18 protein-coding genes are annotated in these 20,574 nt (G+C 30.2%); 8 read left to right on the forward strand and 10 right to left on the reverse strand.

The genetic code is table 11. From position 1 onward, the window contains the following. Window positions 1-181 precede the first annotated feature (181 nt). The 4 genes from N456_RS04740 to N456_RS04755 form a co-directional block, all read right to left on the reverse strand. Complete coding sequence (locus N456_RS04740; protein ID WP_062054453.1) at window positions 182-1,441, reverse strand: POTRA domain-containing protein; 1,260 nt, start codon at window positions 1,439-1,441, stop codon at window positions 182-184. Beyond that, a complete protein-coding gene (locus N456_RS04745) occupies window positions 1,438-2,442 on the reverse strand; it encodes a glycoside hydrolase family 113 (protein WP_062054455.1) in 1,005 nt (334 codons plus the stop codon). The genes N456_RS04740 and N456_RS04745 overlap by 4 nt, the downstream gene beginning before the upstream one ends. A 63-nt stretch (window positions 2,443-2,505) precedes the next feature. Next, complete coding sequence (locus tag N456_RS04750; RefSeq protein ID WP_062054457.1) at window positions 2,506-3,423, reverse strand: hypothetical protein; 918 nt, start codon at window positions 3,421-3,423, stop codon at window positions 2,506-2,508. 62 nt (window positions 3,424-3,485) lie between these two features. Next, complete coding sequence (locus N456_RS04755; protein WP_062054459.1) at window positions 3,486-4,196, reverse strand: DUF547 domain-containing protein; 711 nt, start codon at window positions 4,194-4,196, stop codon at window positions 3,486-3,488. 318 nt (window positions 4,197-4,514) lie between these two features. On the opposite strand from N456_RS04755, the gene N456_RS04760 reads away from it, so the two are divergent. Continuing rightward, complete coding sequence (locus N456_RS04760) at window positions 4,515-5,816, forward strand: NAD(P)/FAD-dependent oxidoreductase (RefSeq protein WP_062054461.1); 1,302 nt, start codon at window positions 4,515-4,517, stop codon at window positions 5,814-5,816. A gap of 67 nt (window positions 5,817-5,883) precedes the next feature. Beyond that, complete coding sequence (locus tag N456_RS04765; protein ID WP_062054463.1) at window positions 5,884-7,482, forward strand: 4Fe-4S binding protein; 1,599 nt, start codon at window positions 5,884-5,886, stop codon at window positions 7,480-7,482. 217 nt (window positions 7,483-7,699) lie between these two features. Here the strand turns inward: N456_RS04765 and N456_RS04770 are convergent, their stop codons facing one another. Then, entirely contained in the window at window positions 7,700-8,974 is a 1,275-nt protein-coding gene (locus N456_RS04770) for a sensor histidine kinase (RefSeq protein ID WP_062054464.1), read from the reverse strand. Window positions 8,975-9,205: 231 nt separating this feature from the next. Between N456_RS04770 and N456_RS04775 the strand changes: the two genes are divergently transcribed. From N456_RS04775 to N456_RS04790, 4 genes are read left to right on the forward strand one after another with little or no spacing between them, the layout of a single operon-like run. Further along, window positions 9,206-9,685 carry a toxin-antitoxin system YwqK family antitoxin gene (locus tag N456_RS04775; RefSeq protein WP_148639189.1) on the forward strand — a complete coding sequence of 160 codons (480 nt, stop codon included), beginning with the start codon at window positions 9,206-9,208 and terminating at the stop codon, window positions 9,683-9,685. Then, a complete protein-coding gene (locus N456_RS04780) occupies window positions 9,686-10,378 on the forward strand; it encodes a glycosyltransferase family 2 protein (RefSeq protein ID WP_062054469.1) in 693 nt (230 codons plus the stop codon). Next, window positions 10,378-11,850: a cellulose synthase family protein gene (locus tag N456_RS04785; protein ID WP_062054471.1), complete on the forward strand. Its 1,473-nt coding sequence runs from the start codon at window positions 10,378-10,380 to the stop codon at window positions 11,848-11,850. Before N456_RS04780 ends, N456_RS04785 begins: the two co-directional genes overlap by 1 nt. Further along, the gene (locus N456_RS04790; protein ID WP_062054473.1) at window positions 11,850-13,262 is read left to right on the forward strand and encodes an MptA/MptB family glycosyltransferase; all 1,413 of its coding nucleotides are present in this window, start codon (window positions 11,850-11,852) and stop codon (window positions 13,260-13,262) included. The genes N456_RS04785 and N456_RS04790 overlap by 1 nt, the downstream gene beginning before the upstream one ends. A 1,028-nt stretch (window positions 13,263-14,290) precedes the next feature. Here the strand turns inward: N456_RS04790 and N456_RS04795 are convergent. Together N456_RS04795 and N456_RS04800 are read right to left on the reverse strand one after the other, a co-directional pair. After that, on the reverse strand, window positions 14,291-15,130 hold the full coding sequence (locus tag N456_RS04795; protein WP_062054475.1) for a pseudouridine synthase: 840 nt from the start codon (window positions 15,128-15,130) through the stop codon (window positions 14,291-14,293). A 51-nt stretch (window positions 15,131-15,181) separates the two neighbouring features. After that, window positions 15,182-16,135: a carbon-nitrogen hydrolase family protein gene (locus tag N456_RS04800; RefSeq protein WP_062054477.1), complete on the reverse strand. Its 954-nt coding sequence runs from the start codon at window positions 16,133-16,135 to the stop codon at window positions 15,182-15,184. Between the two features lie 451 nt (window positions 16,136-16,586). Here N456_RS04800 and N456_RS04805 point away from each other — a divergent pair, with 451 nt between their 5' ends. Continuing rightward, window positions 16,587-16,931, forward strand: coding sequence for a hypothetical protein (locus tag N456_RS04805; RefSeq protein WP_062054479.1), 345 nt, complete (start codon window positions 16,587-16,589; stop codon window positions 16,929-16,931). A 55-nt stretch (window positions 16,932-16,986) separates the two neighbouring features. Here N456_RS04805 and N456_RS04810 read toward each other — a convergent pair whose 3' ends face one another. The 3 genes from N456_RS04810 to N456_RS04820 are packed head-to-tail and all read right to left on the reverse strand — an operon-like array spanning window position 16,987 to window position 19,983. Then, entirely contained in the window at window positions 16,987-17,895 is a 909-nt protein-coding gene (locus N456_RS04810; RefSeq protein ID WP_062054480.1) for a geranylgeranylglycerol-phosphate geranylgeranyltransferase, read from the reverse strand. A 15-nt stretch (window positions 17,896-17,910) separates the two neighbouring features. After that, window positions 17,911-18,846 carry a mevalonate kinase family protein gene (locus tag N456_RS04815; RefSeq protein ID WP_062054482.1) on the reverse strand — a complete coding sequence of 312 codons (936 nt, stop codon included), beginning with the start codon at window positions 18,844-18,846 and terminating at the stop codon, window positions 17,911-17,913. A gap of 51 nt (window positions 18,847-18,897) precedes the next feature. Further along, window positions 18,898-19,983 carry a diphosphomevalonate decarboxylase gene (locus tag N456_RS04820; RefSeq protein ID WP_062054484.1) on the reverse strand — a complete coding sequence of 362 codons (1,086 nt, stop codon included), beginning with the start codon at window positions 19,981-19,983 and terminating at the stop codon, window positions 18,898-18,900. 101 nt (window positions 19,984-20,084) lie between these two features. Here N456_RS04820 and N456_RS04825 point away from each other — a divergent pair, with 101 nt between their 5' ends. Beyond that, window positions 20,085-20,558 (forward strand): TspO/MBR family protein, encoded by a 474-nt coding sequence (locus tag N456_RS04825; protein WP_062054486.1) that lies wholly within the window; start codon window positions 20,085-20,087, stop codon window positions 20,556-20,558. Window positions 20,559-20,574: the final 16 nt, after the last annotated feature.

A 20,574-nucleotide genomic window follows, 5' to 3' on the forward strand; every position in this document is an offset into this window, starting at 1 on the left:
TATCCAATACAAATATGTTGGTACTATTTTTTTAGGAAGAGATATTCTGGTATCTACAAAAAATAAGACCTGTGCGGTTTTAAAAACCGCACAGGTCTATTATTAGCAACTCCAATTGTAATATTGGTATGTGGCTGGAACATGTTCTTTATAAAATAACATATGGCATATGTACTATTGCTTAAAAATATTGCCCTATCCCAAATACGAATCCATTAGTAGCATCTTTAGTAACTCCATATCCGTAATCGATTCTAAAAATGGCATTAAAAATTCGCTTGTGCATAAATCGTAGTCCTACTCCTGGGTATAGCTTAACATTCTTAGAATCTAGAAAGTCATCAAAATCTCCTCCTGGATTACGCCAGCTCCCTACATCAACAAAAACATTACTTTGTAAGACAAACCAATCTTTATCATATAAGGTTTGTCTATATTCTGTATTAAGAACAGCTACCCCTGTTCCTCTATCAATTGTATTCCCTACTCCTCTAACATTAAGATTATTATCTACTGCAAATGGCGCAAATGGAGAATTGTCATTGGTTGCTAATCCCATCCGTAATCTAGATGCCCAGTTTCCTTTCTTCCCTACTCTTTTATAATATAAAAAATCATTCCATCCGATTACAAAATCTGGTAAAACATTTTCTGTACTTACCACATATTGTAGGTTTAGTATGCTCTTAAAACCGGATACGTATTGGTATTCATAATCTAGATTATTATACTCATAAATGAGTTTATATAACAGCTTATTTACATTAAAATCTTGTGGTATTCCTTCTTCTGTAGCTCCTGTTTTATAAGTATATGCTTCATTAAAATAATTAACTCCTAGCTCCATACGGTTCTGAACATTAAATTGGTATAACCCTAAGGCTTCATAGGAGGTATTATTATATTTATAATCCGCTATTCCACTATCTAAAAATACAGGTTCTTGTGTCGTAAGGTTACTATAATTAAACGCTAGCCCTATTCTTTTACTAAATAAAAATGGTGCTCTGAGATTTGCCCCATAAGAATTATAAATATCATTTTGATATGTTGCTCCTATTGTAATATTGCGCCCTAGGAAATTAAATTCATACAATCCTAGCCTAAAAGCAAACTCATCATTATTGGTGGTATATATATTAGCTGAAGGGATAATAGTAAAGTTTTCTTCTATACCGTATACTACCTTATAACCGTGCTGCTCTTCATTAACCTGATAATAGGCATGTGCAATAGAGGGTAATCGTTTTAATTTTTTAATATCTTTTTCGAGAACTATAGAGTCTAGAATATTTCCTTGCCTAATATCTGTCAGTTTTATAATCTCTGAGGTTTTAGTTTTGGTATTTCCTTGGATTATTAATTCTGAAATAAGTTTATCTTGCCCAAAACCAAAATAAGAAATACACAAAAAGATTAGAATAACAGGCTTAAGATTCATTTTTTTATAGAATAAAATGTTTTTATTAATTTTTCTGAAGGTTTATTTTGTATTGTAAATCGATTATCTGTTTCACCTCCTACCTCATCATGATTATGATACCATTTCCAGAGGAATCCTCCTGCAAACCAAGGTTCGTCCCAGAATTCTTCATATAGCGCTGTTAAGGCATTATGCTGTGCTAGTAGATCAATATTCTCTGTTACATTGCTAGAATCCCAAGGCTCTTTTGCTGTAAAATGAATACTTCGGTATCCATATTCGGTAAATAAGATCGGCTTTTTTAATTCTGATTGTAATGCTATAATAGCTTTTTTATATTTTTTCCACCCTTTTTTAAGTTCTTCTACTGTAGGGGTTTTACGCTCCGAAATAGGAAAATAGGCATCTATGCCTATATAATCTAACTGATCCCAGAATGGTACTTTAGTATATTGATCCCAATTCTCTGCATAGGTTAATTGCCCTTTATATACTGATCTGATCTTACTAATTAATTGTTTCCAGAACTCTGGTCTTTTCTGAACAAATGTGTGCAACTCAGTACCAATACATAATAATGGTACTTTCATTTCTTCTGCCAGTGCTGCATATAGCATTATAAAATCTTCATATGATTTCTCGAATATGTTCCAGTCTTTTTCGGTTTTCATGGTAATATTACCTGTAAACTCTCCTCTCCATACCCAAATCTGAGGTTTTAACATTACAGTAACCTCTTTATTATTTAGTAATTCAATAGTTTTTCTAGCTCCCTCTCTTCGTTCTCCCCACCATTGTTGCTCGATATTAAAAACTACACTTGGAGTATGTAGACTTTTCACAAATCCAAAAGGCATTACTGCAGCCCAATTAGCATTAAGTTTTACAACGGGATCAATCTCTGTACTGGTAATCTCTTTTGGAGAGGCTACAAAACTAATTCCGTTTACTTTAGCTCGTTGCCCAGAACAATTTATAAAAACAGTACTTAACAGCAGTAGTACAAAAATCTTTTTCATAGCAATTTTTCAATTGTTTTATTTTGTTACTGCCGAAAAGTACAATTTTTCTATTTATTTTTTTTAGAACAATGCTCTGATTCCTAAACTAAATGTTTGCCCAAGTCCTTGAAAATTATTTCCTCTAACTATTTTACCAAAAGATGCTTCTAAGTTAAATATATCCGTTAATTGGTACTTCCCTCCTAGTCCTAATTGTGTATAATTCTGCGCAAAATCATTCCCTAAGTCTATTAAAAATGCTTGTTGTGCATTTACAAAAAGTGTTGATTTTGAAGAAGGAAAATAACTTAAAAATGCGCTTACCGGTACAAATAAACTATTATTTGCAAAACGCTCAATAATATTAGATTCTGCTGCGTTTGCTTCTTTTGATTTTTCTCCAAAATTAAATCCTAAATCAGCTTCGGTAAAAACTTGCCATTTATCTCCTCCAAATGTCTTATCATAGAAAAACTTAGTCTCCCAGAAAAAACTTCTCTTATCAAGATATGGTGCATTCGGTACATCTTTAAAAACGGGTAGGTATAATGAACTGGTAAAAGAGAAATTACTAATACTCTTAAATGGTTGTACTCGTATCGATGGTGCAATTGTAGTTAATCCACTTCTGGCATCTGTAGTATTATCTTTAAAATTCAAAACCTCTAATGCTCCTGCTCCACCATATGTATTAGCACGTACCTGAAAAATTAGTCCAACATTAATCCTAGAGGTAGTACTTACTCCTGTATAAATTTCTGTAGTATTCGTAAAAAACGTTTGTCTAGCTATTTTTTGGGATTTAGATCCCGAATCTGTTTGCTCTGTCTGTGTATAAATGCTATTAAAAAACTTCACATCCCACTGTCCTTTCTTTAACAGTTTAGATGGTGTAAACTCCTGAATATTAGATTTTACATCGTTCTCTTCTTGTGCAAAAACAGATGTAACTGTTAGTGCTAGTAAAAGTATCGCTATTATATTTCTATTATATTTCATTATTTATATTGGGTATTTAGTATTAAAACAGGTTAGTATTTGGTTTCCTTATTTTAGTATGATTATTTAACTTGGTTTAAACTCCAATCATAAGGGTAGTAAGATATTTTAGCTCCTGATGGTATTTTCTCTTTTCTAAACGTATTGATGTACTCAATTTCTGATCCGTGGCGAGTAAAATCTTCTTTATACCATTCGAATATCTGTGACAACTGTACTTTTTTCCCTTTTACTTTTATAAAATTAGGATTATTTAATGCTTTAACTGTCTGGCTCTGCAATTGTTTCTCTAATATAGAAGGTTTATATGCCGAATTAATAATAGGAGGACATCCTAAACCCGCACATACTAGTACAAAATGAAAACGAGCCTCATTCGGAAAGTTTTTACGAAGAGTGGTATTCTCCAAATCATTAAGAGTCGTTTTTTTACCTCCTAAGACATAAGTTATTTTATCAAAAAAACCTTTACTATCTAAAGGAGATCTGGTTGGGTATTGATCAATTATACCTTTAATCACTGCTAAATTATAAGCATTAATATAAAAAGCTTGGTATGTCTTAACTTGATTTTTAGCAACCTTTATTGTTGCTGCCATTTCCAATAATTCTTCTAATGAAGATGGATCTTTCTTAATTGCCTTATAACGTACTCTTCCATTAGATACATATGTCTTAAAAAAATGATCTGATTTAGCAAAAAAATCCTTGGTATCCTGTGAAAATCCAAATTGAACAAAGAGAATTAATAGCAAGATTGTTATTTTTTTCATATTACAATTTATTATAAATTTTAGTTTTTAAATTAGCTATATATGTTTTCTTCAAAAACTTTCAAAACTTATCTAGATAATGGACAGTCAGTCGAATGAGAGATCATCTGCTTACAAATCTTTTTTAGTTTTATTTTATCTATACATAATATTGTTCTACACTAAAACTCTCGTCCGACAAATCATAAAAACCTTACAAAAGTTCATTTTTTTTAGACTGATTCTAAATTAATACAACTGCTTAAGTTCTTATATTTATGTACGACAGACTTGATGAAGTAGTCATTTCTTAATTAGTATCAAAAACAAATCTTTTTTATGGAACATATTGTAATTATTGGAAATGGAATTTCGGGAATTACTGCGGCAAGACATATACGCAAAATGTCTAATAAACGAATTACTATAATCTCTGCAGAAACCGATTATTTCTTTTCTCGTACCGCACTTATGTATGTATACATGGGACATATGAAATTTGAACATACACAACCTTATGAAAATTGGTTTTGGAAAAAGAATAAAATAGAGCTAAAAAAAGGTTTTGTTTCTAAGATAAATCATCAAGCTAATGAATTGGTTTTTACTAATAAAGAGGTCATGAATTATGATAAACTTATTATTGCAGTAGGCTCTAAACCAAATAAGTTTGGATGGCCTGGTCAAGATCTTAATGGAGTTCTAGGGATGTATCATAAACAAGATTTAGAAAAGCTAGAAAATTATGCTCCAAATAATACGGTCTGCAATAGAGCCGTAATTGTAGGTGGTGGGTTAATTGGTATAGAGTTAGCAGAAATGCTACGTTCTCGTGATATCCCTGTAACATTCTTGGTTAGAGAAAATAGTTTTTGGAATGGTGTATTACCTGCCGGTGAAAGTGCTATGATCAATCGACATATCCAAAATCATCATATAGACCTTAGATTAGGTGTAAATCTAAAAGAAATCATTGCCGATGATAATGGTAGGGCTAAAGCTATAGTTATCCAAGAAACTGGAGAAATTATTGATTGTAATGTTGTTGGATTAACAGCAGGGGTATCTCCTAATGTAACATTTTTAAAAGATTCTGGTATTGAGTTAGGACGAGGGGTTAAAGTAAATAGATTTCTGGAAACTAATATTCCGGATATCTATGCCATAGGAGATTGTGCAGAACAGCATGAGGCTATTGGTAATCGTCGCCCAATAGAAGCTGTCTGGTATACTGGTCGTATGATGGGAGAAACTGTAGCGCAAACTATATGTGGTAATAAAACTGAGTATAAACCTGGACATTGGTTTAATAGTGCCAAATTCTTAGATATCGAATACCAGACCTATGGTTGGGTATTTGGTAAACCTAAAGAATATGAACAACAGTTTCATTGGATACATGCCGATGATACTAAATGCATAACCGTCTCTTATCATAAACGAACTAAAAAATTTCTTGGAATAAACACATTCGGAATTAGAATGAGACATGAAGTGTTTGATAGATGGCTAACCGAACAAAGAGATGTTGATTATGTAATGCAACATCTAAGTGAAGCTAATTTTGATCCAGAATTCTATGCTCCATATGAATCTGAAATTCTTAATGCTTATAAAAAAATGGAGTTTCAAACATCTTAAAAATAAAATTGTACCTCTCACAGGTTTTTTAAAACCTGTAAAAGGCTAATCAAAAAAAAAACTAATAATGAGTAATAAATTAGATCATAGCATGTCTCTTGCTAGCCCTGAGGCTAAAGGGCTAAGCATAAAACAAAAAGTAGCATCGGCTATAGGGCTTATTGGATTCTTTATTTTAATTCTTGCCTTATGTAATATCAATCTCCCTAATCAAGGTGTGTTTTTAACTATAGCACTGGTCTTAATCACTATAGGCACTATATTATTTGCTAATGATGCTTATCTAACTAAATTAGAAGGAATCAAAAATGATGGTGTTTGGTTTACATCTATATCCTCTCGTGGTGTTTTAGGATGGTTAACGGGTGTTGGATTAACTACATTTTATATCGTACTCTATTTTTATGCAGAGTTATTAGGACTAGGAACTAATGGAGAAGCCAATACAGGCTTAGTAGCTTTATTTGATCCGCTAAGCAAACTCCTAAGTGGTAATCCTGCTAGCCAATGGTTTGTTTATGGAACCTTATATACTGTTGCAATTATTGCATTTGGGTATAAATTTATTCTAAAATATAGACATAATCGTTATCAACAAATACGTACAATATCGGTTATGTTTTTTCAATTGGGATTTGCATTTTTGATCCCTGAGTTTATGGCTAGATTAAATTCTGATACTTTTAAATTACCTTACTACGATTTAAAAAATGTTTGGCCTCTTAATTACTATAATTTTGAACAATATAGAATAGATCAATTTATTAATGCTGGTAATGTAGGTTTAGCACTATTAATTTTCGGAATTGCTTCTATATTTATTATTACTCCTATATTAACATACAAGTTTGGTAAAAGATGGTATTGCTCTTGGGTTTGTGGATGTGGAGGATTAGCAGAAACTGCTGGAGATTCTTTTAGACAATTATCTAGCAAAAAATTAAGCGCATGGAAGTTAGAACGTTGGTTAATCCATACTGTTTTAGTATTTGCCGTAGTAATGACTACTGCAGTAATTTATACCTACCTTGGATATGATCCTGATAAATATTGGTTAACTAAAGGGGTGTTTCTACTAAGTGTTGCAGGATTCTTAACACTTGTTTTTGCTGGAGTTATGATTTTTAAAAGAAAAGAGCTAGGAAAAGATGCTCGGTATGGTGCAATAGGATATTTTACAGTAATTGCCTTATTAATTGGTATTCATATATTTGGCTATGGAGGGGAAATCTTTTTTATCAAAGCAGAAACACTGAGATCTACATATGGATTTGCTATTGGGTCTATATTCTCAGGAGTTATAGGTACTGGTTTTTATCCTATTTTAGGAAATCGTGCTTGGTGTAGATTTGGCTGCCCAATGGCTGCTATTCTTGGATTTCAACAACGATTATTTTCTAAATTTAGAATCACTACCAATGGCGGACAATGTATTTCTTGTGGTAATTGTTCTACCTATTGCGAAATGGGGATCGATGTGCGATCTTATGCCCAAAAGGGTGAAAATATTGTACGATCTAGTTGTGTAGGTTGTGGAATATGTTCTGCTGTTTGTCCAAGAGGAGTATTAAAATTAGAAAATGATAAACTCGATGGACGTATTAATTCTAATGAAATTCTATTGGGTAATGATGTAGATTTAATGGATTATGTAAATAAAAAATAAACCATATATATCAGCATAAATATTTTTTTAAAAAGAAAAATAATTTATAACACTATTCAAATGAATCTTAAACTTTCGAGAAATTTTTATTTCAAGGTAATTTAAGATTCATTTGTCTTATAAATCAATAACTTTAGAAAATTGGTTTATCAAATTATATACGTTCTGAATATATACCAGAAAAAAGCAGCATAAATTTTAAGAAATTCTATTAATATTATTCAGAGTATAACGGAAAACACATGTGTATGGTAGTTCCTCTATTAGGTTTGCTTTCGATTTCTAATATTCCATTTTGTTTTTCTACTAATTTTTTAGTGATTCCAAGACCATATCCAATCCCTTCTTCATTATCTGTTCCAAGTGTAGAAATATTTTGGTCTTGCAAAAAAAGTTGATCAATATATTCTTTAGTCATACCTACTCCAGTATCTCTAACAGAAATTTTTATTTTCTCATCAAACTGTTTGCCCGACACTATAATCTTAGATCGTAGATGGGAAAATTTAATTGAATTAGATATGAGGTTTCTAAAAACTGTTTCCATCATGATAGGATTAATCATAAACTCTATATCTGCTGACAATTTGTTGATTAGACTGATTTTTTTCATTTTCCTTTCCTGATCAGAAAACTCAAATACACGTTCTATTATCTCATATAATGACATTTTTACCAACACTATTTTAGATTCATTCTGATATGTTTTTCCCCAACTTAATAAATCTTCTAGTAATTGACTCCCTTTATCTGCAGATTCTTTAATGTATCCTTCTATTTCTATTCTTTCTTGTTCATTATCTACCTCTTTCATCATTCTAATCAACTCTTTAAGTTGATGAAAAGGAGTTCTTAAATCATGCCCTATTATTCTAAGAACCTGATCCTTAGATTTATTCATTTCTTTAAGCTTTTTATTCTGAAGTAATATCAGTTTATTTTTCTGCTTTATATTCCATCCTAATTCCATTGAATTACGTTTGATAATATAGGTAATCATTCCTGATCCAGATACAAGCATAACAATAAATAAAAAGTTTTCTATAGGATAATTTTTTGCTATTGTAGTATAACAAACGATTGAAAAAATAATATTGAATCCAACCAAAAAAATAATATGCTTAAAATGTATCAACATCCCGATTGCAAAAATAAATAGCATTAAGATCAATTCTGCTTTAAGAAATGTAATTTCAAATAAAAAATTAGGATTATTATATGCTAACAAAAAGGTAAATAATATCCCTATCACGATAACATATATCGAAAAAATTAATAGAAAAGATCTAGTAATCACAGATCGTCTATATAATAAATAACATATTATAATAGTTAAGAAAATGATTCCATTTCTAACAAAATATAGACTAATTCCAGCATTAAAATATTCTATTATACCATGTATAATGGTACATATAAAAATAAATAAAACAGGAACTAATATTTTGTCAAACAAAATATTATTAAATTTCTTTCTTATTTTTTTACCCATAAAAACTATTTCATTCGAATAAGCCCAATAAATATGAAAAAAAACACTTTTTGATGGTTCGTGATTCCTATTAAATATAATAAAAATATTGACAACATATTAGCTTCTGTAGTTAATACCTATAATAATTATTTTATAGTAGAAGTATCGTTAGTAATAAAAAAAAACATATTTATCTGTTGGTATCATAACTTATCTACGTCTAAGTCCTAAAGAAATTCATTTTTAATAATGTACAAGTTTTTAATATTTATAGTAATGTGTTCTTTTTCAGGAAATGAAATTAGTTCTAAATACACATATCACTATGAATATTATACGAATGGTTCTCTTAAAGCTGAAGGTTGGAAATCAGGTGATCAGAAAATGAGATTTTGGTATTTCTATCACCCTAATGGAAAAGTTTCTATGGAAGGTCATTATCTTCATAATAAAAAAAAGGGATATTGGTATTTTTATTCGTTAAATGGAAAAGTTATTAAAGAAGGTCATTTTATAAACAATAAAGCAGAAAAATGGTGGATTATTTACGATATTGCACCTTCAATAACACGAAAATATCAATATAAAAACAACAAAAAAGAAGGGTTTTGCCTAGTGTATAAAAACAATAAACTTTTTAAAGCCGAGCGATATATCAATAATAATAAAACCGGTGAGTGGACCGATATCACTAGTTTTAAAAAAGACAACCCTAATGCTTCCCTATAAATGTATCCTATTATAGACGTTATCATACCTGCTTTTAACGAAGAAGATTCTATATCACATGTAATCAAAGAGATTCCTGATATTGTTTCAGAAATTATTGTGGTAAATAATAATTCTTCTGATCATACAGAACATGTTGCTAAAAACGCAGGAGCAACAGTATTGAAAGAAAAACAAAAAGGATATGGTTATGCCTGCCTCAAAGGAATGGAATACATAGCGCTAAAAGACACAAAACCTGATATTGTTGTGTTTTTAGATGGAGATTATAGTGATTTTCCTTCCGAACTCACTCAGATTGTACATCCAATACTTAGTAATGATATCGATATGGTGATAGGAGCTAGAGTTAAACAATTACGTGAACCAGGCTCTATGACAACTCCTCAGATTTTTGGCAATTGGCTAGCAACCAAGCTAATGAAACTTTTTTTTAACGCAAAATTTACCGATCTTGGACCTTTTAGAGCAATCAAATACGATAAGCTATTGGCATTAGAAATGGTAGATAAAACATATGGATGGACAGTAGAAATGCAATTAAAGTCACTAAAGAAAAAGTATACATATACTGAAGTGCCTGTGCATTATAAAAAGAGAATCGGTGTCTCAAAGGTTTCTGGAACTATAAAAGGTGCTATATTTGCAGGCATTAAGATTTTAAGTTGGATTTTTAAATATAGCTTTACATAATGGATATTGCTATCATCATTACCTATACACTAGCCTTACTCATCATATTTATGTATAGTCTGGCACAACTAAATCTTCTTTTCAATTATTTAAAATCTCGAAAGAAACCGGATGATTCCCCTACTTTTGATTTTTCTAAAGAAGAAGAAATCCCTAATGTAACAGTTCAATTACCAGTATTTAATGAATTGTATGTAATGGATCGTTTACTGAATAATATTGCAGAATTAAACTATCCAAAAGATAAGTTAGAAATACAAGTGTTAGATGATTCTACAGATGAATCTGTTATTTCTACTAAAAAGCATATCCAAAAATTACAGAAAACAGGTTTAGATATTAAACATATTTGTCGCGAAGATAGAACTGGATTTAAAGCTGGCGCCTTAAAAGAAGGTCTTAAAATTGCTAAAGGTGAGTTTATTGCTATTTTTGATGCTGATTTTCTTCCCGGAAAAGATTGGTTATTACAAACAGTTCCTTATTTTAAAGATCATAACATAGGGGTAGTACAAACTCGATGGGGGCATATTAATAGAGATTACTCTATGCTTACTAAGATACAAGCATTTGCTTTAGATTTTCATTTTACAATGGAACAAGTAGGTCGTAATTATAAAGATCACTTCATTAACTTTAATGGTACGGCAGGTGTTTGGAGAAAAAACTGTATAGAAGATGCAGGAAATTGGCAAGGAGATACATTAACCGAAGATCTAGATTTAAGCTACCGAGCACAGCTAAAAAAATGGAAATTTAAATATCTTGAAGAAGTAGAAACCCCTGCAGAGTTACCTGTAGTTATTAGTGCCGCTAGATCACAACAATTTAGATGGAATAAAGGTGCTGCAGAAAATTTCCAGAAATTATATTGGAAAATGATTAGAGATAAAACAGTGCCTCTTAAAACTAAGTTTCATAGCTTTTTTCATTTATTAAATAGCAGCATGTTTTTATTAGTATTATTAGTTGCAATACTAAGTGTCCCTGTAATGTATATTAAGAACAATAATCCTTTATTTAGTTGGTATTTTAATGTAATTGCATTTTTTGCTACGAGTACAGTTATCTTTTTCTTTTGTTACTGGCATACTTTTAAAAAGATACATGGTAAAGGGTTTTGGAATTTTATGGAATATATAAAGATGTTCTTTACCTTTTTCTCTATAGCAATGGGGTTTTCTGTTCATAATTCTATGGCAGTTCTAGAGGGGCATTTTGGAAAGAAAAGCGAGTTTGTACGGACTCCAAAATTTAATATCAATACCTTAAAAGATTCTTGGAAGGGTAATAAATATGTAAATAAAAATATTTCTGGAAATACCATTATAGAAGCATTACTTATGGGGTATTTTGGTTTTGCATTGTATAGTGCTTTTAAACTTCAGGATTTTGGGTTATTTCTATTTCATATTATGTTATTTCTAGGGTTTGGGTTTGTGTTTTTTAAATCCGTAACCTCAAAGCTATAATGTTTCAGCAATGGAAACATAATAAATTTTCTATATTTTTTATTATACTAGGCATTCTCTTTTATTGGAGTTTTGCCTATCAATTAGATCGAACTGATTTCTTTAAGATGTTTAGTCTCTGGACTGTAGTTTTCTTTATTTCTTATAAAATCATTCAACTCAACTCTAATGATTGGAAAATTTTAGCTGTCTCGGCACTACTCTTTAGAATTGTTTTTATAGTTTCAATTCCTAATTTATCACAAGATTTTTATCGTTTTATTTGGGATGGACGTATGTTATTCGAGGGCTTCAATCCATACTTATCCTTACCAAAAACATGGATAGAACAAGGCAATATCCCTATTTCCCAAGCTCAGGAACTCTACAATGGAATGGGAACACTCAATGGCAGTCATTATACCAATTATCCACCTGTAAGTCAATTATGCTATGCTCTCGCAGCCTTATTTGCCAGTAAAAGTATTTTAGGATCTGCTATCGTATTTAGGGCACTTATTATATTAGCTGATATCGGTACGTTTTTCTTTGGAAAAAAACTATTGCAATCCTTTAATCTTCCAGAAAAAAGAATTTTCTGGTATATCCTTAATCCTTTTATCATTATAGAATTAACAGGAAATCTTCATTTTGAAGCTATTATGATATTTTTTATCATTTGGTCTTTATATCTTTTACATAAAGGATATTGGTATTGGGCAGCCATTATTCTAGCACTTTCTGTTTCAGTAAAACTCATTCCATTAATGTTCTTACCTATATTTTTTCAAAAATTTGTAATCCACAAAGAAAAAAAGAAAAATACAGATAGTTTAGCCATAGGACTATTTAGGTTAATAGGATTTTATAGCATCATTATTCTTACTGTTCTTTTAACATTTGCTCCTTTTTTATCAGAAGAATTCTTAGCCAATTTTAGTAAAACCATTAGTCTTTGGTTTCAAAACTTTGAATTTAATGCCAGTATCTATTTTATTATTCGTTGGATCGGTTATCAGGTTGTAGGATGGAATATCATCCAATCCGCAGGTAAGATCCTACCATTAGTAATATTCATTATCCTTCTAGGAATAACCTTTGTTAGAAATAACAAAACTACTCCGCAACTAATAACAGGTATGCTTTTAGGTATTTGTACATACTATTTTCTATCAACCACAGTACATCCGTGGTATATTGCTGTGCCACTATCACTATGTCTCTTTACAAAATACCGATTTCCTATTGTTTGGTCTTTTGTAGTTATCTTTAGTTATACAGCTTATATCCATTCTGATTTTAAAGAAAATTTATGGATGGTAGGATTAGAATATATTTTTGTTTTCATATTCTTTATCAAAGAAGTTTTAGAAGTATTTCGTAAAAAAAAGTTTATACTATTTAAAAATAACCCAATAAGATTTTTAGAATAGGTAATTTTTTGTTGTAAAACTAAAACGAAGTACTTGTACTCAATTCGATTGAATTTCAAAACATATAACTCTACATTCAGTTTTATTTTGAAAATGTCTATAAAAAAAACAATAATTTTAATGAAATCTTAGCTTAATATCCTATTCGTTAAAAAAAAGCAAAATCACCTATCTCCTTATGAAGGATTTTATTGAGTATAAATACAATAAACAGTAGTAGATCAATATATTAAAAATACTCTGATATATACACTACTACCTGTATCATTATAATTAAAAGTTAATTCTAATTATTTATACAGCACACACAAATGCAACCATATATCTTTGGGATATTACTAACTTAAAATTACATGAAATGTATCAGCTCTAAATTAAAAAATAGTGTTTCTAACCTTTAACAGATAAAATCATACACTCTATATAGACTATACTATAGTACATATTATAACTAGAGCTATTTTTACTTACATTTCAATATTTAACAATTAAAAAATCTCTAAAGATCTATGTATCAAAAAACAACAATTCACATCATTATAACTATTTATTAAATTCGTTAATAAAAACCTAATTATTAGTTAATCTCTAATATTCATGCCTTTAAATTAAAAAAACCATTAATTTTGCGCCCCAAATGAACTAAAACCTACATTATATGCATTTTTACACACACTCCATTTATAACACTTATACAAGTATATACATTCTATAAATTTTTAAGAATTTATATTAGATGTCACCAATAAAAAAACATATTATTTGTTTTCTATTGCTTAGTTTTTCTATTTAGTGAAGCCCTAAAATTGTCTTTTTTTGTCCCCTTTTAACCTACAATTGCTATAAAAAATACAATGATAGTCTATCATTACATATAAGGTAGTTAAACTTTTATACAATACTATATACACCCCAATCGTAATGTAGCAATAAGAGAATAAGTAAAAAAAGAGGTTTTCTCTATAATTGAGAAGACCTCTTTGCTTTTTTTTTTAGATTAATAAAATTCTATAAAAACATGTTACTTTTTACATCATCTTTAGATTAATCACTTCTTGTTCTGTAAGTATTCTCCAATGACCACGAGGTAGATCTTTTTTAGTCAATCCTGCAAAAATTACTCTATCTAATTTAACTACACTATAATTAAGATGTTCGAAAAGTTTATGAATAATCCCATTCTTAGAAGATTGTAATTGAATTCCTATTTCATTTTTAGAACTACCTTCTATATAAGAAATCTCATCTACATTTATAAAACCCTCTTCTAGTTTAACTCCTTTCTCTATCTTCTGAAAATCTTCAAATTTTAAATTACGTTCTAATTCTACATGAAATATCTTTCTAACTCCACTTTTGTGGTGTGTCAATTTTTTTTCTAAATCCACGTCATTTGTAAATAATAACAATCCAGTAGTATTACGTTCTAATCTACCTACAGGTTTCAGTATAGACTTAGAAGCATTAGCCACCAGATCCATTACTGTTCTAGTTTTCTCAGGGCTGGTACTAGTGACGAAACCTTTTGGTTTATTAAGCAGTACATATTCTTTTTTATAAGGAGTAATCGATCTTCCATCAAACTTTACCTCATCAGTTAACTTTACCTTATATCCCATCTCTGTAATAGGTTTTCCATTAACCCATACACTTCCTGTCTGAATATACAGATCAGCTTCTCTTCTAGAACAAACACCTGAATTAGCTACAAACTTATTAAGTCTGATCTCATCAGAATCTGGTTTTTTCTTAGGTGTAGTTCCTTTCTTTTTCATTGAGGCATTACTTCTGCCATCTGGTTTACCTTTTGATTTTCCTTCTTGTCTTCCACTATTTTTTCCTCCTCGGGAATAATCTCCACGACTCATATCTTAAATTTTGTACAAAGATAATTGTTTATAGTATAGGTATAACAACTATTATTTATCAAACCTTATAGTAGTTTGCCGTTCTCTATTTACATGCAATTGCGTTACATCTGGTCTTGAGTAATGCCCTACAGGATCAAAATTTTGACGTTCTTGTAATACGTTATTAAAATCTAAGGTTTCAATAAGTATTCCTTCTTTATGAAGTACTGGTTCTAGTATCCATTCTCCATTAGGACCCGCAATACACGAACCACCATTACCTAATATATCAGGTGCATTCTTCAAAATGATATCTAAATGTGGCGTAGTTGTAGGAAAATCTTCTTTCCGCATCAAACTAGAAACCGAAATTACATAAGATCTAGATTCTCTGGCAATAAAACGAGTAATATCCTTAGTATTATAATCACTACCTGGCCATACTGATATATGTAAGTTCTCTCCTTGCCCATATAATGCAGCTCTTGGCAATGGCATCCAGTTTTCCCAACAATTTAGCCCTCCAACCGTAAAGGCTTTTAATGGATGTACTAACAAACCGTTACCATCTCCTGGCGACCACGTTAATCGTTCTTCATATGTTGGTTGCAGTTTACGATGTACCGATTTAATCTCACCTCTTTGATCAATATATATTAGTGAGGCATATAAACTATGTCCACCACGATCCAGTGGTCGTTCTATAATTCCTAAATAGATAGCTATATTATTTTCTTCTGCTAGAGTACATATTGTATCTAAATCACCTTTTTCTATACAAATTGCATTATGTGCATAATGTGCATGAATTTCTTTTTGAATCACATTATCAAACTGAGCTCCGTCAGTAAGTGATACCCAAAATGGATACCCTGGCAAAAGAGCTTCTCCAAAAACAACTAACTCTGCTTTTTGTGAAGATGCTTCTATAATAGAATCTTCTATTTTTTTAATAGTAGCCATTTTATCTAACCAAACTGGTGAGATTTGGGCTAATCCAACTGTCAATAACTGTTCTTTCATTATAATATATTATATAGGTATATTTTTATTAGCACCCCTTAAACCCCATAAAATACCGCTACGCAGTTAACAAATAGGTAACATGTAAAAAATTGATTTACAATGTGTTAAATACCTGCAATAGGATTATGGAAAAACCATATCTTAACATTTAGGTAACATTAGAGTGTTGTCAAAAAACTAAAAAATAGCAACGTTATATTGTTAAATTTAACAATTCTATATCTGAACCACTATTTACTATTCATTTTAAAAAAGTAAAGCTCTAAAAAGTATTTATTTCGCAAAGTTTAATTAATGTTAAAATATACACTCTTTAACGTTATCATAATCATTATAATACATTCTAATAAAACCTAATCATAGAAATAGTTTGGTATTCAATCATACATTTGTACCATCAAATTAAAACAAATAAATAGAGAAAACTCAAATCTAAAAAATAAACAAAATGAAAAAATTAACAGTATTATTAATCGCTCTAGTATTAGGATCAACGCAAATTTCTGCTTCAGACAACAATCCTTATAACTCAGAAAAACAATTAAGAAACCAAATTGCAGTTCTTTTAAAGAATCCAGAATTCAAATTACAAAAAGAAGAACTTAGTGCTGATATCCAATTTACTTTAAATGGACAAGGTGAGATCGTAGTATTATCTGTAGCTTCTGAAGAAACTAATGTAGCAAATTACATTAAATCAAGATTAAACTACAAGAAAATAAATTCTAAAGTATCTACAATAGGAAATAAAGTATTTAAAATTTCTCTAAAAATATTAAAGCCAAAAGCATAAATATTAGCCACCCAACTTATAAAAAAGCAGTTGTATTTTACAACTGCTTTTTTTTTTACCAGAAAATTCTATCTAGGATCATATTCGCATCAATCAAGATAATACTAAATGCTCCCACTAGAATAATTAGCTTCAAAATATTATGTAACCACACATAATGGTTTTTTTCTTTAGAATTCCAAAGACCTAGTAAAAATAATAGTAGAAGGATAATACATGTATAGAAATAAAAATACATAAATCCGATTTCATATTGGGTAAGTAGTAAATATACAGGAACTCCAGATGCTAAAATTAAAATACTTATTACCTGTTTTGAAATCAATTCTCCGTAAACAATAGGAATCGTTTTATAGTTCTGAGCTAAATCTCCTCTTAAATTTCCTAAATCTTTAATCATTTCCCTCATCACTAACATTAAGAATAAAAATGTTCCATGGACAAAAATCACTTGTTCAAAGTTTTTATAATAAATAAATATGGCAAAAAAAGGGGTTATCGCTAATAAAGAAGCGGTGATATTTCCTATAACTGGAAATTTTTTGAGTTTATGAGAATAAAACCATATTCCAAATATGTATAGAGAAAAGAAAACAACTGCTTTAAATGATACATAACTGGCACATATTACCGAAAGAAAGTTAAGAATAAAGTACCCTGTTAGTTTAGTTCTCTGGCTAACCAAACGATCAAGCATAGTCTTCTGTGGTCTATTAATTAAATCTTTTTCCTTATCATAAAAATTATTAATAATATATCCTGCTGCTATCACTCCTGCAGAAGCTAATACAATAACAAATAGATTGGAATCAAAAATAACCTCACTCAATCTTATTTGAGGAGCTAAAATAAATATTGAAGTAAAGTATTGAGCCAGTACTATGACCAGAATATTATATCCTCTAACGACAGAAAATAAACTCAATAATTTAAGAAGAATGAGTTTATGTTTTCTTGTAAGCATAAAAAATGATGCTTGTTAAAAATTATAAACTACCTCTAATTTATAGTCTTTAAGAGACGCTTGTGCTTTATCAAAATCCTGAGTAAACCCTAGAATATAGCCTCCACCACCAGAACCACATAATTTAAGATAGTAATCATTAGTTTCTATACCATGTTTCCACAAATTATGAAACTGTTTAGGAATCATTGGTTTAAAATTATCCAAAACAACATGAGATAATTTCTTTATATTAAAGAATAAGGATTTAACATCTCCTTTTAGAAAATCATCTACACATGCATCAGTATATTTTACAAACTGATTTTTAAGCATACTACGAAAACCTTCTTGCTTCATACTATCCATAAATATCGTAACCATTGGTGCCGTTTCTCCTACAATACCACTATCCAATAAAAAAACTGCTCCTTTTTTATTCTCTACACTCTGAGAAGGAATTCCTGCTGGTTCTATATTATCTTTAGAATGGATAAGGATGGGTAAACTAAGATAACTATTTAAAGGGTCTAAGCCAGAACTCTTACCATGAAAAAAAGATTCCATTAATCCAAAAATCTCTTTAAGCTTTAATAATTTATCTCGAGTAAGGTTTTCTAATATTGTAATTTTATCTTCTGCATACTTATCATAAATAGCAGCTACAAGAGCTCCACTGCTACCTACTCCATATCCTTGAGGAATACTACTATCAAAATACATTCCTAAATTGATATCAGAATGTAATTTTTCAAAATCAAACTTTACTACTTCTTTATCTTGAATTTGTTCTAAATATGCTGCAAAATCCTTAAGATTTTCATTAGATTCAATCGCATTTTGATCAGGTATTTCAGATACCTTTAATGCTCCTTTAAAAAAGTTATATGGTATAGAAAGACCTTTAGAATCTTTAATAATACCATACTCTCCAAACAAAAGTATCTTAGAATAAAATAACGGTCCTTTCATTATCAATATAAAGTTGTAATATGTATTTTCCCTTAACTATTAGGATTAAAGTTACAATAATTTTGCTCCAAATCCTATTTTATCGCAAATATACTGCCCATTCTGACAATATGCAACTAACTCGTTGGTTATGAAACCTAAAACTTCTTTCTTTTCAGTATATGGATATAGAATATGTACATTGGCTCCTGCATCTAATGTGAAACAAATTTTAGATCCAGTTGCCGCGCGATACTCCCATATTTTTTGAAGTACTAATAACGTATTAGGTTTCATTAAGATAAAATAAGGCAAAGAAGTCATCATCATAGCATGTAATGTTAATGCTTCACTCTCTACGATCTGAATAAATGCATCTAGATCACCCGAAATCAATACTTCTTTTAACTTAGTACTATTATCTGTTGCTTGCTCGAAACGTTTTGCTGCAAAAGGATGATCATGCATCAAATCATGACCTACAGTACTACTTACTTGTTTTTCTCCTTTATCAATCAACAAAATTGTATCTTGATAATTATTAAAATTTTGATGCACCAGAAACGGAAATGGTATTGCAAAGGCATCACTACTTCCATCAATATAGGGGTGTTTTCCCCATACTGTAATAGGACCTTCAATACTTCTACACGCACTTCCTGATCCTAAACGAGCTAAAAACGAAGATTTTTGAAGAAGTTCTGAGTCTGATATATCAGGGTTTATCTTTTTTTCTAATTGCACCAAGCAATATGCTAATGCACTCATTCCACTAGCTGAAGAAGCAATTCCACTACTATGAGGAAAGGTATTGCTAGTCTCTATCATAAATGTATACTGCTTCAAAAAAGGAAGGTATTCTTGAATTCTGTATAAAAAATTTTGAATCTTAGGTTTAAAATCCGGCTTAGGCTTTCCTTCAAAGAGAAGGTCGAAATCAAAATCTTCTCCGACTACATTTCGTCTTTTATATTTTAAAATTGTAGTAGTTTTACAATTATCTAATGTAAAACTAATCGACGTGTTTTCTGGTAATTGAATAGGTCGTTTACCCCAGTATTTAACCAAAGCAATATTGCTGGGAGCACTACAGGACAGTACTCCTTCCTCTGGTAATTCTGAAACTATAGGAGAAATAAATTGAGGGTAATCTGTCATAATATACAATGATTTTAGGCAAAGATAAGTGCTATAGTATATTTTAAGCACTTTCAGAGTAAAAATAAATTCCTATTTTAGTAGTGCACTAACTTGTTTAAATGAAAAAAAAGTTATTCCGTATTAGTATTGCAATACTATTATGTGTCTTAATAGGTTTGTTAAGTAGTATTGCTACTCAGACTTCTATTGATACTTGGTATACTACACTAAACAAACCCTCTTTCACTCCTCCTAACTGGATTTTTGGACCTGTATGGACTGTCCTTTATATTATGATGGGAGTTGCTGCTGGAATTGTCTGGAGTAAAGGTTTTTATCATAAATGGGTAAAAACTGCGTTATACCACTTTGGGTTTCAGTTACTTCTTAATGTAGCTTGGTCTGTTTTTTTCTTTGGACTACAAAACCCTCTAATTGCATTACTGGATATCGTGGCCCTACTTATCCTATTGCTGTTTACTATTAAATGGTTTACTATTGTAAACTCTGTTGCAGCTTACCTACTTATCCCTTATATTATCTGGGTTGCTTTTGCAACTGCATTAAATTTTGGCATATGGCAACTAAATTAAAAAGAATAAGGAATTT

It is taken from the genome of Aquimarina longa SW024 (genome assembly GCF_001401755.1).
Taxonomy (GTDB): domain Bacteria; phylum Bacteroidota; class Bacteroidia; order Flavobacteriales; family Flavobacteriaceae; genus Aquimarina; species Aquimarina longa.

What these genes read in the sequence shown, in the direction of transcription:
- N456_RS04740 (WP_062054453.1), bottom strand. Translation starts at nt 1,441, where the DNA reads ATGAATCTTAAGCCTGTTATTCTAATCTTTTTGTGTATTTCTTATTTT.
- N456_RS04745 (WP_062054455.1), bottom strand. Translation starts at nt 2,442, where the DNA reads ATGAAAAAGATTTTTGTACTACTGCTGTTAAGTACTGTTTTTATAAAT.
- N456_RS04750 (WP_062054457.1), bottom strand. Translation starts at nt 3,423, where the DNA reads ATGAAATATAATAGAAATATAATAGCGATACTTTTACTAGCACTAACA.
- N456_RS04755 (WP_062054459.1), bottom strand. Translation starts at nt 4,196, where the DNA reads ATGAAAAAAATAACAATCTTGCTATTAATTCTCTTTGTTCAATTTGGA.
- N456_RS04760 (WP_062054461.1), top strand. Translation starts at nt 4,515, where the DNA reads ATGGAACATATTGTAATTATTGGAAATGGAATTTCGGGAATTACTGCG.
- N456_RS04765 (WP_062054463.1), top strand. Translation starts at nt 5,884, where the DNA reads ATGAGTAATAAATTAGATCATAGCATGTCTCTTGCTAGCCCTGAGGCT.
- N456_RS04770 (WP_062054464.1), bottom strand. Translation starts at nt 8,974, where the DNA reads ATGGGTAAAAAAATAAGAAAGAAATTTAATAATATTTTGTTTGACAAA.
- N456_RS04775 (WP_148639189.1), top strand. Translation starts at nt 9,206, where the DNA reads ATGTACAAGTTTTTAATATTTATAGTAATGTGTTCTTTTTCAGGAAAT.
- N456_RS04780 (WP_062054469.1), top strand. Translation starts at nt 9,686, where the DNA reads ATGTATCCTATTATAGACGTTATCATACCTGCTTTTAACGAAGAAGAT.
- N456_RS04785 (WP_062054471.1), top strand. Translation starts at nt 10,378, where the DNA reads ATGGATATTGCTATCATCATTACCTATACACTAGCCTTACTCATCATA.
- N456_RS04790 (WP_062054473.1), top strand. Translation starts at nt 11,850, where the DNA reads ATGTTTCAGCAATGGAAACATAATAAATTTTCTATATTTTTTATTATA.
- N456_RS04795 (WP_062054475.1), bottom strand. Translation starts at nt 15,130, where the DNA reads ATGAGTCGTGGAGATTATTCCCGAGGAGGAAAAAATAGTGGAAGACAA.
- N456_RS04800 (WP_062054477.1), bottom strand. Translation starts at nt 16,135, where the DNA reads ATGAAAGAACAGTTATTGACAGTTGGATTAGCCCAAATCTCACCAGTT.
- N456_RS04805 (WP_062054479.1), top strand. Translation starts at nt 16,587, where the DNA reads ATGAAAAAATTAACAGTATTATTAATCGCTCTAGTATTAGGATCAACG.
- N456_RS04810 (WP_062054480.1), bottom strand. Translation starts at nt 17,895, where the DNA reads ATGCTTACAAGAAAACATAAACTCATTCTTCTTAAATTATTGAGTTTA.
- N456_RS04815 (WP_062054482.1), bottom strand. Translation starts at nt 18,846, where the DNA reads ATGAAAGGACCGTTATTTTATTCTAAGATACTTTTGTTTGGAGAGTAT.
- N456_RS04820 (WP_062054484.1), bottom strand. Translation starts at nt 19,983, where the DNA reads ATGACAGATTACCCTCAATTTATTTCTCCTATAGTTTCAGAATTACCA.
- N456_RS04825 (WP_062054486.1), top strand. Translation starts at nt 20,085, where the DNA reads ATGAAAAAAAAGTTATTCCGTATTAGTATTGCAATACTATTATGTGTC.